We start from the raw sequence: 12767 nt of genomic DNA on the forward strand, positions 1-12767 counted from the left end.
GCGACGCGGCGGTCGCGGTCGAGACCGCCAAGGACTTCATGAAGCGCAAGCACAATGTGCGGGCTTCGGCCTGAGCCCAGCCGCTTGGCAACGACCAATGAAAAAAGCCGCGCCTTGCAGCGCGGCTTTTTTGTTCCCAGATTCTGGAAGACCGTGGATTAGGGATTCTTGACCGTGTCCTCGACGGCATTGGCGGTCGATTTGACGTCCTTGCCGACCCCGCGGATCGTATTGGCGCAGGCCGAAAGGGCGAGCGCGCAGGCAAGAATGGCGACGGGGCCAAGGCGCGACAGTTTCATGGACGGTGTCTCCCTCGTTCTGTAGATTCGAAGATAACGCAACCAAGTCGGTTTGGCTGGTTCTATGAGTGCCGTGCGAAAAGCGCAACCCGATCAAGGCGAAAGGCTGCTCGTCATCGCCTGCGGGATGATTGCGCGCGAAGTTCTGGCCGTCAAGCAGCAGCTCGGGCTCGATCATCTCGACCTGACCTGCCTGCCGGCGGAGTTCCATTTCTATCCCGACCGCATCCCGCCGGCCATGGACAACGCGATCGAAAAGGCCAAGGCCGAGGGCTACCGGCACATCTTCGTCGGCTATGCCGACTGCGGCACCGGCGGCATGCTCGATCGCATCTGCGAGAAGCACGGCGTCGAGCGCATGGCCGGGCCGCACTGCTTCGCCTTCTACCAGGGCATGGACGCCTACGCGAAGGTCGCCGACGACGACATGATGTCGTTCTACATGACCGATTTCCTCTGCCGCCAGTTCGATGCCTTCTTCATGAAGCCGCTGGGCCTCGACAAGCATCCGGAGCTGATCAAAGACTATTTCGGCAATTACCAGAAGCTGGTCTATATCGCCCAGACCGACGACCCGGAACTCGACAAGGTCGCCGAGAAGGCGGCAGCTCTGCTGGGACTTGCCTATGAACGCCGCCCGACCGGCTATGGCGATCTGACGACGGAACTGGCCGAAGCCGCCGCTTTCGGCTGACCTGCTGATCAAGAGGGGAAATTCGATGCGTTTCCGGGCTTTGCTTCCGTCTGTGAGTCTGGGTGTCTGCCTGATCGTGCCGGCTCACGCCGACGGGGAGGTGCAGAAGCTAATCACCGCCGCCGACAAGGCGCGGCTCGGCAAATATGGCGAGACGCGCAAGGCGGCCCTCGACGAGGCGAAGGCCGGCGATCCGGCCGAGGTCAAGCAGCTGGATAGCCTGCTCGCCAAGCCGCTCGTCGCTTTCTCAGACAAGGACCTAACCGGCAACTGGAAGTGCCGCACCATCAAGGCCGGCGGCTTGAGCCCGCTCGTCATCTACGGCTGGTTCAAATGCAAGGTGAGCGATGACGGCTCCGGCTGGAGGCTGGAAAAGGTAAGCGGCTCGCAGCGCACCAAGGGCCGCTTCTTCGACGACAGCGAAAAACGCGCCATCTATCTCGGCTCCTTCACCGTCAACGAAGATCCGGCCAAGCCCTATGGCAGCGGCCCGCAAAGCGACCAGGTCGGCTATGCCTTCCGCAACAGCGCCAGCGAATGGCGCATTGAATTCCCCGCACCCTACTACGAATCGAAGCTCGACATAATGGAATTCAAGCGCTGATTCCTTCCGCCGATCGGGCCGTCACCAAGGATTAACCCGGCCAGCCTAGCATGCCGCGCGTTTGCGCAGGCCGCTCCCATCCGGGCGCGCCGGGCGCTCCGACACCAGGTGTTCCCTAGGGGCGGCACGAACCATGGCAGCGCCAATGGCAGATCCACGACCGATCGTCGTCGTCACCGAGGGCGGTCCGCACATCTGGGCGATCGTCAACGCCATCGCCGACCGGCTGGGTCCTGTCAGCGTCATCGTCGAAACACCTGAATCCAAAAAGCAATTGCTTCTCGGCCGGGCTCGGCGTCAAGGCTGGATCTCGGCCATCGGGCAACTCGGCACTATGGTGCTGACGCGGCTCGGCAAACGCTTGTTTTCCGGCCATGCGGCACGATTGATCGCCGAGCAGAAACTGGAGACCGAACCCCGGCCCGGCCAGACCAGAATCGACGTCCCCTCGGCCAACGCGCCAGAGTCCCTTCAGGCGATCGCGGACATCAAGCCAGGCGTAGTGCTACTTGCCGGCTGCCGGCTGCTGTCGAGGCAGACGCTGGCGAAGATGCCATGCCCGGTGCTCAACTATCATGCCGGCATCGCACCCAAATATCGGGGCATGAACGGCGGCTACTGGGCGCTGGCCTCGGGCGACACGGGCAATTTCGGCACCACCGTGCATCTGGTCGATGCCGGCGTCGACACCGGCGGCGTGCTGAGGCAGGCCCGCGGCAAGCCTGAACCGGGCGACACCATCTCAAGCTACGCGCTGCGGCAGGCGGCGTTCTCGCGCGACATCTGCGTCGCAGCGGTCGGTGACGCCCTGGCGGACAACCTCGCTACATTCGATCCCGGCCTGCCCTCGAAACAGTGGTACCATCCGACGATCTGGTACTACCTTTGGACCGGCTTGACGAAGCGCATCTGGTAGCCGGCCGGCCACTCTATTTCACCTTTCTTTTTGCGACCTCCAATAGCGTCGCTTTTGAATGCGCGCGCGTCGTCCCATAACAAGCGGCCCCAGTGCGCATGCGGCAATGCTCGCAGCTTCGAGGAGTGAGAATTCATGGCCGATCTGATCGTCGTCTACTGGCGCGACATCCCCGCCCAGGTCATCGTCAGGAAGGGCCGGCAGAACGCCAAGCGCGAACTGCCGCTGCGCTTCACCGAGGCGATCGACATGTGCGCCATGCGCACTGGCGCCGGCGGTACGGACGACTATCTGGCCGAATGGCGCAAGGCCGACCCGGTTCCGGTCGGCGACGACATCGAAGCCGAGGTCGAAAAGGCCTTCCAAGAGCTCGACACGAAATACGACCGCGAGCGGCTGGTCGCTCTGGTCAAGGCGGGCGGAAAAGAAAATGTCTGATAAGCAACCGACCGTTACCCAGGCCACCCTGGTCAAGAAGGCAGCGCCGAAATCCGACTACAAGCCGGCCGACGTATCGCCGCAGCGGCGCGTCCAGCGCTCCTTCGCGGTGAGATTATGGTCGATCCGGCACTCGCGATTGCTCGAATGGTTCTACAGCCGCTTCGCCGACGTCTTCCTGCTGCTGCATCCCTTGTGGAAGGGCATCGGCTATGGCCGCGTCGAGGCCCCGGTCAAATTCGTCGAGAAGCGCGTCAAGGGCTTCATGTTCGACTGCCGCATGTGCGGCCAGTGCGTCTTGTCCTCGACCGGCATGTCCTGCCCGATGAACTGCCCGAAGCAGTTGCGCAACGGCCCATGCGGCGGCGTGCGCGCCAACGGCAATTGCGAGGTCGAGCCCGACATGCCTTGCGTCTGGGTCAAGGCCTGGGAAGGTTCGCGTAACATGGTGCATGGCGACAAGATCCTCGACGTGCAGAAGCCGGTCGACCAGTCGCTGCGCGAAACCTCCGCCTGGCTGCGTGTCACCGCGCAAGCGGCCGCAACCCGCGAGGCTGCCCAGAATACGCCTAAAACCGGAGCCTCCGCATGACCATCCGCCAGCGCGACGAGAACCCGGCCGGCATCCACCTGCCGCTCGATCCCCTGCCCGGCCATACTTCGCGCGGCCGGCTGGAGCGCGTGCTAAGGCGCGGCGAGTTCGCGGTCACCACCGAGCTCAACCCGCCCGACAGCGCCGATCCGGAGGACGTCTATAACCGCGCCAGGATTTTCGACGGCTGGGTCGACGCCATCAATGCCGTCGATGCCTCCGGCGCCAATTGCCACATGTCCTCGGTCGGCATCTGCGCGCTGCTGACCCGCATGGGCTACGCCCCGATCATGCAGATCGCCTGCCGCGACAAGAACCGCATCGCCATCCAGGGCGACGTGCTGGGCGGCGCCGCGATGGGCGTCGCCAACATGCTCTGCCTTACCGGCGACGGTGTGCAGGCCGGCGACCAGCCCGGCGCAAAGCCGGTGTTCGACCTCGATTCGATGTCGCTGCTCGAGACCTGCCGCATCATGCGCGACAACGGCAAGTTCCTGTCCGGCCGCAAGCTGACGACGCCGCCGCAGATCTTTCTAGGCGCCGCCGTCAATCCCTTCGCCCCGCCCTTCGATTTCCGCCCGATCCATCTCGGCAAGAAGATCGCCGCCGGCGCCCAGTTCGTGCAGACGCAGTACTGCTTCGACGTGCCGATGTTCAAAACCTTCATGCAGAAGGCGCGCGATCTCGGCCACACCGAAAAGGTCTTCATCCTGTGCGGCGTCGGGCCGCTGGCCTCGGCCAAGACGGCCAAGTGGATCCGTTCCAACGTGCCGGGCATCCATATCCCCGACGCGATCATCAAGCGGCTGGAAGGAGCGCAGGACCAGAAGAAGGAAGGCAAGCAGCTCTGCATCGACATCATCAACGAGGTGAAGGAAATTCCGGGCGTCGCCGGCGTCCATGTGATGGCCTACCGGCAAGAGGAATATGTCGCCGAGATCGTCGATGAATCGGGCGTGCTGAAGGGCCGCCAGCCCTGGAAGCGCGAAATCCGCCGCGACGACCAGCTGGTCGCAGAGCGGCTCGATCACATTCTGCATGACGAGATTACCGAAACCCAGGTGGACATGGTGAAGACCGCGCATTGAGAGCCCGGGCGATCACCATTCGCTTGAACGAAATCAGATAACGATATAAAGAACTCTTTATATCACGACGGAGAGATTGCATGACCCGCACCATCGTCGCGTCGGCGACCAGAGAAATCATCATCGGCTTCGACCAGCCCTTCTGCGTGATCGGCGAGCGCATCAACCCGACGGGCCGCAAGAAGCTCGCCGCCGAAATGGTGGCCGGCAACTTCGAGACCGTCATCAAGGACGCGCTGGAGCAGGCCGCCTGCGGCGCCACCATGCTCGACGTCAATGCCGGCGTCACCGCCGTCGACCCCAATGCCACCGAGCCGGCGCTGCTGGTGCAGACGCTGGAGATCGTGCAGGGCCTGGTCGACCTGCCGCTGTCGATCGACAGTTCGGTCACCGCTGCCATCGAGGCGGCGCTGAAGGTTGCCAAGGGCCGCCCGCTGGTCAACTCGGTCACCGGCGAGGAAGAGAAGCTCGAAGCGATCCTGCCGCTGGTCAAGAAGTACAACGTCCCGGTCGTCGCCATCTCCAACGACGAGACCGGCATCTCGATGGATCCTGACGTGCGTTTCGCCGTCGCCAAGAAGATCGTCGAGCGCTGCGCCGATTTCGGCATTCCCGCCCATGACGTTGTCGTCGACCCGCTGGTGATGCCGATCGGCGCGCTGGGCGATGCCGGCCGCCAGGTGTTCGCGCTGCTGCGCCGCCTGCGCGAGGAGCTCAAGGTCAACACCACGTGCGGCCTCTCCAACATCTCCTTCGGCCTGCCGCACCGCCACGGCATCAACGCCGCCTTCATCCCGATGGTGATCGGCGCCGGCATGACCTCGGCGATCATGAACCCGGTGCGCCCGCAGGAAATGGAAGCGGTGCGCGGCGCCAATGTGCTGAACGGCACCGACGAGAACTGCACCAACTGGATCCGCACCTACAAGGACTACAAGCCGGCCGAAGGCGGCCATGCGGTTGCCGCTCCGGTGGCGGTCAACGCTCCCGGCGAAGGCGCCGGCAATGGCGGCCGTCGCCGCGGCGGCCGCGAAGCCCGGATGGCCAGGGGATAAGCGCGCAATCGTGAACTCGCCTGCCAACATCACCGATCCGCTCGTGCTGTTCATGCCGTCCGGCAAGCGCGGGCGGTTTCCGGTCGGCACGCCGGTGCTCGACGCGGCGCGTCAACTCGGCGTCTATGTCGAAAGCGTCTGTGGCGGACGCGCCACTTGCGGGCGCTGCCAGATCGAGGTGCAGGAAGGCAATTTCGCCAAGCACAAGATCGTCTCTTCCAACGACCACATTTCGCCCAAGGGCGCCAAGGAGGAGCGCTACGAGCGCGTGCGCGGCCTTCCCGAGCGGCGGCGCCTCTCCTGCTCGGCGCAGATCCTCGGCGACCTCGTCATCGACGTGCCGCAGGACACGGTCATCAACGCCCAAACCATCCGCAAGGATGCCGACACCAGGGTGATCGCCCGCGATACGGCAGTGCGCATGTGCTATGTCGAGATCGAAGAGCCCGACATGCACAAGCCGCTCGGCGATCTCGACCGCCTGAAGATCGCGCTGATGAAGGACTGGGGCTTCAAGAGCCTCGAGTTCGACTTCTACCTGATGCCGCAGGTGCAGGGCATCCTGCGCAAGGGCAACTGGACCGCCACCGCCGCCATCTACAAGGATGCCGACAGTGATATCGCGCGCGTCATCGCGCTGTGGCCAGGCCTCAAGAACGAGGCTTACGGACTCGCCTGCGATATCGGCTCGACCACCATCGCCATGCATCTGGTGTCGCTGCTGTCCGGCCGTGTCGCGGCCTCTTCCGGCACATCGAACCCGCAGATCCGCTTCGGCGAGGATCTGATGAGCCGTGTCTCCTATGTGATGATGAATCCGGACGGCCGCGAAGGCATGACGGTCGCGGTGCGCGAGGCGATTTCCAGCCTGGTCGACAAGGTTTGCGCCGAAGGCAATGTGCAGCGCAACGACATCCTGGACTCCGTCTTCGTCGGCAATCCGATCATGCACCATCTGTTCCTCGGCATCGATCCGACCGAGCTCGGCGGCGCGCCCTTCGCGCTCGCGGTCTCGGGCGCGGTGCGCATCAAGACCTCCGATATTGGCCTGAAGCTCAATCAGGGCGCCCGCCTCTACATGCTGCCTTGCATTGCCGGCCATGTCGGCGCCGACGCGGCGGCGGTGACGCTGTCGGAAGGCCCACACCGCCAGGACGAGATGATGCTGATCGTCGACGTCGGCACCAATGCCGAGATCGTGCTCGGCAACCGCACCAGGGTCGTGGCAGCCTCTTCGCCCACCGGCCCGGCCTTCGAGGGCGCGGAGATTTCCGGCGGCCAGCGGGCAGCACCGGGCGCCATCGAGCGCGTGCGCATCGATGCCGAGACGCTGGAGCCGAAATACCGCGTCATCGGCTCGGAACTATGGTCCGATCAGCCGGGCTTCGCCGAAAGCGTGCAATCGACCGGCGTCACGGGCATCTGCGGCTCCGGCATCATCGAGGTGGTGGCGGAGATGTATCTCGCCGGCATCATCTCGGAAGATGGCGTCGTCGACGGGTCGCTCTCCGCGCGCTCGCCGCGCATCATCGCCAACGGCCGCACCTTCTCCTATGTCCTGAAGGATGGCGAGCCCCGAATCACCATCACCCAGAACGACGTACGCGCCATCCAGCTCGCTAAGGCGGCGCTCTACGCCGGCACTAAGCTGCTGATGGAAAAGCAGCACACCGAGCATGTCGACCGCATCCATTTCGCCGGCGCTTTCGGCTCCTTCATCGATCCCAAATACGCCATGGTGCTCGGCCTGATCCCCGACTGCGACCTCGACAAGGTCTCGGCCGTCGGTAACGCGGCCGGCGCCGGCGCCCGCATGGCGCTGCTCAATCGCGGCTACCGCCGCGAGATCGAGGAGACGGTAAGCCGGATCGAGAAGATCGAGACCGCGCTGGAGCCGAAATTCCAGGAGCACTTCGTCTACGCCATGGCCCTGCCGAACAAGATCGACCCGTTCCCGAAGCTGTCGGCGGCGGTCAAGCTGCCGCCCAGGAAGACAGTCAGCGAGGACGGCATAGCCGGCGACGCGGCGCCACGCCGCCGTTCGCGCGAGGGTCATGCGGCAAGGCGCGGCCGAGGCTAGCGGCCTCTCGCCGATCTTCAGACTTTTCCATTTTCATTTGCATGCAAATGTTTCCGGATCGCCCGATCCGGAAACCGAAATGCTGTTTTCGTGAAATCCGCTGGAAACGCGCAAGGCGCATTTAGGCACCCATCGAACGGCAGGCCGGAAATGTCTTCCCGCCGCCGCTTCCGGAGGAAAACACCATGTCGATGTTCGAAAGCCTCGGCCGCTATGGGGTGGCCATCAAGCATGCGCACAACAGGAGCAAGTCTATCCGGGCGCTGAACAGCCTGCCCCTCGACATCCAGAAGGACATTGGCTGGCCGGCGTCACCGCCGAATGATCCGCAGGCCGTGCTCGCGCAGCTGCTTCTGGGATCGGCGCGCTGATGACCTTCGCCGACAAATACAAGCTGCTGGCCAAGCGCCGGGGTCGTGGCACGGCTCCGGCTGCCGGTGACAACAAGTTGCGCGTGGCGTTGCTGCCGCGGCGCTGAACCTGGCAGTCGCCGGATCACACAAGCGTGTTGTGTCGAGCGCAAATCTTGACATTTGCGGGCAAGGTACGATCTTCCGAACAGAGGGGAAATTCTCTTAGTCGGCTCCGGCCGAAGTCCGTGTGTCGGCATGCCCAGTTTCAAAAGCCACGTCGTTTCCTTTGTCCTCAGGCATAGCCGCAAGAAGGCTTTTTCCAGTCCGGAAAACCTGCAGCGCTGGATTTCTTACGCCCGCAAGACCGAGGACCATCATCCGCCGGCATCGCTGCGTCATCGCCTCGACATTGCCGAGCGCCGCGTCAACGGATTTCCCGTCTACGAGATCGCGCCGAGGGCCGGCGAGCGAAAGCGGATCCTCTATCTGCATGGCGGCGCCTATGTCTTCCAGATCACCTCCTATCATTGGGGGCTGATCGTCGAGATGGCCGAGCGGCTGGGCTATGGTATCACGGTGCCGATCTATCCGATCGCGCCCGAGCACGATTTCCATGACATGTTCGGCATGGTCGGCGAGGTCTACCGGCAGATGCTCGGCGAGACGGGCGCCGAAAACATCGCCTTTATGGGCGATTCCGCCGGCGGCAACATGGCCGTGGTACTCACCATGATGGGCGCCGAGAAAGGCCTCCCAGCACCATCGCGCCACGTGCTGATCTCGCCCGGCCTCGACATGTCGCTCTCCAACCCCGAAGTGTTCGAGGCCGAGCGTAACGATCCGTGGCTTGGCATCGCCGGCGGGCTGGAGGCGATCCGGCTCTACAGCGCCGGCATCGATCGCGCCGACTGGCACATCAGCCCGCTCTATGGCGACCTTTCGGTACTGCCGAAGACGCTTCTTCTGACCGGCTCGCACGACCTGCTCAGCCCCGACAACCTGATCTTCGCCGAGAAAGCGCGCGCCGCCGGTGTCGAGGTGGAGGTCGTCTACGAAGAAGGCATGTTCCACGTCTGGCCGCTGATCGAGATGCCGGAGACGCGGCGCGCGCGCAACAGCATCGTCGCTTTTCTCAGCAGTGATAAAACCACTCGTCAAGCAGAGAGCGAGGCGATCACTTGGTCCGTCAGGGCTTCATCAAGTGGGCCATTCAAGACCGGATTGGCCAACACATAGATCGCTTCCAGTATGTCTTCATGTCGATCTGGCTGGTAGTCGATATCTTCCCTGCATTCGATCAGGTCCGCCCACGCCTCCACGTCCGCAGCAGTGAGTTCTCCTGACTGGAACCGTCGGAGCACGCTCAAAATATGGTCAGTGGTCAGGACAACCATCGGCGTCTCGGACCAACCCAAGTCACTCATCGTTGCAGCCAGAACATCAATCGGCTTTCCGCACGTGACAAGATCGCTGAGCACCGAAACGCGACTGACAGCAAGGCTCATCAGAACTTTCCGGTTTCCCGGAACAGCTCGAAAGTCGCGCGGATGTGGTCGGCAACCGCCTTCACCGGCGCGCTGGCGTCGGGCGCCACCACCATGGCGAGATTGTAGGTGCCAATGTCGGGCATGCCGTCCTTCGGCCCGAGCTCGACCATCTCGTTGCCGAGGAAGGATTTGGGCAGCGGCGCGACCGCGAGATCGGCCATGATCGCGGCGCGCTGGCCGGCCGTGTGCGCGCTCATATAAGCGACGCGATAGTTGCGGCCCTCGCGTCCCAGCGCCTCGAGCGCCCCTGCCCGCCAGATGCAGCCCTCTTCCCACAGCGACACCGGCAGCGGTTCGCGCAGATGCGCGCAGCCGCCCTTGGCGCCGGCCCAAACGATCGGTTCGGTCAACAGCACCTCGGCACCCAGCGCGCTGGTCTTGTAGGAATTGGTCAGCAGCGTGATGTCGAGCGCCCGGTCGTCCATGCGCCGGCGCAGATTGATGCTCTGGTCGATGGTGACATCGACCGCGATCGAGGGATGCGACTGCGCGAAACGCTTCAAGACATGTGGCAGCACGCGCTCGCCATAATCGTCCGGCGAGCCCAGCCGCACCACGCCGACAATGTCGGGAATGATGAACTTCGACACCACCTCGCGGTTGATCGACAACAGCCGGCGGGCATAGCCGAGCAGCATCTCGCCGTCCGTCGTCAGCGTCACCGAGCGCGCGTCGCGCGCGAAGACGGAGCGGCCGAGAATGTCCTCCAGCTTCTTGATCTGCATGGAGACGGCCGAAGGCGTGCGGAAGACGGCCGTAGCGGCGGTGGTGAAGCTGCCGGTCTCGGCGATCGCAACGAAGGTGCGCAGGACATCGAGATCGAGCAGCGGCAGCGGGTGATTGAGTGGGGCGTTCATCGGGATCAGCCTTCAATTTTTCTGATGTGAACGATCATTCCATTTCGTTTGATTGAACTCCAGTTTGGGAGGATAGTCAACTCCATCGAAGCAGGCTGTTGCCAAAAGCAGCCGTGAAACGACCGCGGCACAGACCTGCAATCGACATGAAATGAAGCTGAAACAGACCTGACGCAACGCTTCCGCCGGCCAACTCCCGGCGCAACGCAAAGGAGAATGAAATGTCTATCCTGTCGTCCCTCGGTCGGTTTGCGACCGAATTCAGCGCGGCCCGCGCCCGCTATCAGACCGAACGCGCCATCCACGCGCTGCCGATTGAACTGCAGAAGGATATCGGCTGGCCGGAAGCCGCCGATGCCAAGACCGGCGCTCGTCTCGGTGTCGGATCCTGGGCCGGAGCGAAGTAAATCGTGTGTATCAAAACCTGAAGGCCTGCCCGGCGGACCCAGCCCGGCAGGCCTCTCTATTTTGCCCAACCGGCTGTTTTGTTTGCATTCAAATGATTTTTCAAAGCCATGCTACAGCTGCATGACGCATATGAGCCAATCGCATAACGCCGCATTTTTCGATTTAACGCCTTGTAAACAATCGTAAATCCTGGGCGCATTGCCCAAAATTGTCGCAATCGGTGTCGCTTTTCATAACAAGCGCTTCGTTTTTGCGATTTAGTTTTCGTTCGCACAAGCCTATATCAACGCCAGCAAACGAGCTGCCCCACTCCATCACGCGAAGGCGACCCGTCTGAGCAACCGAATGGAGATGATTATGAAGCTTTTTGCCCGCCTCTTCGCCCGCCGCGAAACCAACCTGACGACCGCGCTCGAGCGCCAGCGCCTTTCGAAGACCATGCCTGGCCAGACCGGCGCCTTGGCCGCCGCGCGCCTCGGTTTCGTCGCTTGATATTGAGACTTACGCGCGGCGCCTCCCCGCCGACGCTGTGAAGTTAACCTCCCCGCCGCTTCGGCAAGACCGAAGCGGCGTTTCTTTTGCCCAGGGGCGGGTCTGCCCGCTCCGGTAGCACATCGGGCTCCATTCCCCAGGCAATTGCCCATTTGCGACCCATGTCGCAAATTTAATTGTCCCAAACCTCTCTACGCGATTGACAGGAATGGTTTTTCCTGATGTCGCTATGCTATTCGCGACATCCTGTTCGCGTCATGGCCGCGTGAGGTTTCCCGTGAATGCCGTAAAGCACCCGATCAAGAGATCGTTTGTGTTCTTCCTCGTTCCTGACTTCACCATGATCGCCTTCGCAACGGCGCTCGACCCGCTGCGGTCGGCCAACCGGATGCTCGGCTACGAGGCCTACAGCTGGCGCCTGGCCAGCATCGACGGCAAGCCGGTGCGCGCCTCGAACGGCGTCGAATGCGCCGTCAACACCTCGCTCGAGGAGGAGCGCAAGAAGATGGCCGGTCCGGACCGGCCCAACATGGCCATCGTTTGCAGCGGCGTCAATGTCGAGCGCTACCAGAACAAGTCGGCCTTCGCCTGGCTGCGCGAGGAATACAACCGCGGCGTCGCCGTCGGCGGACTGTGCACCGGCGCGCATATCCTTGCCGCCGCCGGCCTGTTGTCCAACAAGCGCTGCGCCATCCATTGGGAGAACCTGCCCGGCTTCTCGGAGGCCTTCCCGAAGGCCAATGTCTTTGCCGACCTGTTCGAGATCGACCAGAATATCTACACCTGCGCCGGCGGCACCGCGGCGCTCGACATGATGCTGAAGCTGATCGGCGACGATTTCGACGAAAGCCTCGTCAACCGGGTCTGCGAGCAGGTGCTGACCGACCGCGTGCGCAGCCCGACCGACCGCCAGCGGCTGCCGCTGCGGGCGCGCCTCGGCGTGCAGAACTCCAAGGTGCTGACCATCATCGAACTGATGGAAGCGAACCTCTCCGAGCCGCTGTCGCTGATCGAGATCGCCGACCATGTCGATCTGTCGCGCCGGCAGATCGAGCGCCTGTTCCGCACCGAGATGGGCCGTTCACCCGCCCGATACTATCTGGAGATTCGGCTCGACCGCGCCCGCCATCTCTTGATCCAGTCATCGATGCCGGTGGTCGAGGTGGCGGTCGCCTGCGGCTTCGTCTCCGCCTCGCATTTCTCCAAGTGCTACCGTGAGCTCTATGCCCGCTCGCCGCAGCAGGAACGCGTCGACCGCAAGCAGCTGCTGGCGGCCTAGGGCGAAGCGGTTACCCCACGAAGGCAAAGTCCTGCTCGCTCGTATGCAGCATGCATGCCAAGCTG

General features: G+C 63.1%; 16 protein-coding genes. 13 read left to right on the forward strand and 3 right to left on the reverse strand.

Translation table 11 applies throughout. The annotated features are described in order from the left end of the window. Positions 1 to 158 precede the first annotated feature (158 nt). The gene (locus EN745_RS17320; RefSeq protein WP_126054100.1) at positions 159 to 299 is read right to left on the reverse strand and encodes an entericidin A/B family lipoprotein; all 141 of its coding nucleotides are present in this window, start codon (positions 297 to 299) and stop codon (positions 159 to 161) included. A 64-nt stretch (positions 300 to 363) separates the two neighbouring features. On the opposite strand from EN745_RS17320, the gene EN745_RS17325 reads away from it, so the two are divergent. The 10 genes from EN745_RS17325 (at position 364) to EN745_RS17370 (ending at position 9355) form a co-directional block, all read left to right on the forward strand. Next, entirely contained in the window at positions 364 to 993 is a 630-nt protein-coding gene (locus EN745_RS17325) for a DUF1638 domain-containing protein (protein WP_127421845.1), read from the forward strand. A gap of 25 nt (positions 994 to 1018) precedes the next feature. After that, entirely contained in the window at positions 1019 to 1597 is a 579-nt protein-coding gene (locus EN745_RS17330) for a DUF4893 domain-containing protein (RefSeq protein WP_127421846.1), read from the forward strand. A gap of 133 nt (positions 1598 to 1730) precedes the next feature. Further along, the gene (locus EN745_RS17335) at positions 1731 to 2513 is read left to right on the forward strand and encodes a formyl transferase (RefSeq protein ID WP_127421847.1); all 783 of its coding nucleotides are present in this window, start codon (positions 1731 to 1733) and stop codon (positions 2511 to 2513) included. Positions 2514 to 2648: 135 nt separating this feature from the next. Continuing rightward, positions 2649 to 2951 (forward strand): virulence factor, encoded by a 303-nt coding sequence (locus EN745_RS17340; protein WP_126054096.1) that lies wholly within the window; start codon positions 2649 to 2651, stop codon positions 2949 to 2951. Beyond that, positions 2944 to 3543 carry a methylenetetrahydrofolate reductase C-terminal domain-containing protein gene (locus EN745_RS17345; RefSeq protein ID WP_126054095.1) on the forward strand — a complete coding sequence of 200 codons (600 nt, stop codon included), beginning with the start codon at positions 2944 to 2946 and terminating at the stop codon, positions 3541 to 3543. Before EN745_RS17340 ends, EN745_RS17345 begins: the two co-directional genes overlap by 8 nt. Next, positions 3540 to 4631, forward strand: a complete 1092-nt coding sequence (locus EN745_RS17350) for a methylenetetrahydrofolate reductase (protein WP_126054094.1) — start codon at positions 3540 to 3542, stop codon at positions 4629 to 4631. Before EN745_RS17345 ends, EN745_RS17350 begins: the two co-directional genes overlap by 4 nt. 80 nt (positions 4632 to 4711) lie before the next feature. Beyond that, the gene (locus EN745_RS17355) at positions 4712 to 5686 is read left to right on the forward strand and encodes a methyltetrahydrofolate cobalamin methyltransferase (RefSeq protein ID WP_126054093.1); all 975 of its coding nucleotides are present in this window, start codon (positions 4712 to 4714) and stop codon (positions 5684 to 5686) included. Further along, positions 5637 to 7766: an ASKHA domain-containing protein gene (locus EN745_RS17360; RefSeq protein WP_126054092.1), complete on the forward strand. Its 2130-nt coding sequence runs from the start codon at positions 5637 to 5639 to the stop codon at positions 7764 to 7766. Before EN745_RS17355 ends, EN745_RS17360 begins: the two co-directional genes overlap by 50 nt. A 185-nt stretch (positions 7767 to 7951) precedes the next feature. After that, positions 7952 to 8137: a hypothetical protein gene (locus EN745_RS17365; RefSeq protein WP_126054091.1), complete on the forward strand. Its 186-nt coding sequence runs from the start codon at positions 7952 to 7954 to the stop codon at positions 8135 to 8137. A 237-nt stretch (positions 8138 to 8374) separates the two neighbouring features. Continuing rightward, positions 8375 to 9355, forward strand: coding sequence for an alpha/beta hydrolase (locus EN745_RS17370; protein ID WP_127421848.1), 981 nt, complete (start codon positions 8375 to 8377; stop codon positions 9353 to 9355). On the opposite strand, the gene EN745_RS17375 is transcribed toward EN745_RS17370, so the two are convergent. Next, positions 9274 to 9624 carry a hypothetical protein gene (locus tag EN745_RS17375; RefSeq protein ID WP_126054089.1) on the reverse strand — a complete coding sequence of 117 codons (351 nt, stop codon included), beginning with the start codon at positions 9622 to 9624 and terminating at the stop codon, positions 9274 to 9276. The two genes, EN745_RS17370 and EN745_RS17375, sit on opposite strands and share 82 nt — an antisense overlap. Further along, positions 9624 to 10523 (reverse strand): LysR substrate-binding domain-containing protein, encoded by a 900-nt coding sequence (locus tag EN745_RS17380; RefSeq protein WP_126054088.1) that lies wholly within the window; start codon positions 10521 to 10523, stop codon positions 9624 to 9626. The genes EN745_RS17375 and EN745_RS17380 overlap by 1 nt, the downstream gene beginning before the upstream one ends. A 221-nt stretch (positions 10524 to 10744) precedes the next feature. Between EN745_RS17380 and EN745_RS17385 the strand changes: the two genes are divergently transcribed. The 3 genes from EN745_RS17385 (at position 10745) to EN745_RS17395 (ending at position 12702) form a co-directional block, all read left to right on the forward strand. After that, positions 10745 to 10930, forward strand: a complete 186-nt coding sequence (locus EN745_RS17385; RefSeq protein WP_126054087.1) for a hypothetical protein — start codon at positions 10745 to 10747, stop codon at positions 10928 to 10930. Positions 10931 to 11288: 358 nt separating this feature from the next. Further along, entirely contained in the window at positions 11289 to 11423 is a 135-nt protein-coding gene (locus EN745_RS37515; RefSeq protein WP_126054086.1) for a hypothetical protein, read from the forward strand. Positions 11424 to 11763: 340 nt separating this feature from the next. After that, the gene (locus EN745_RS17395; RefSeq protein WP_348627266.1) at positions 11764 to 12702 is read left to right on the forward strand and encodes a GlxA family transcriptional regulator; all 939 of its coding nucleotides are present in this window, start codon (positions 11764 to 11766) and stop codon (positions 12700 to 12702) included. Positions 12703 to 12767 lie beyond the last annotated feature (65 nt).

It is taken from the genome of Mesorhizobium sp. M4A.F.Ca.ET.022.05.2.1 (assembly GCF_003998845.1).
Classification (GTDB): domain Bacteria; phylum Pseudomonadota; class Alphaproteobacteria; order Rhizobiales; family Rhizobiaceae; genus Mesorhizobium.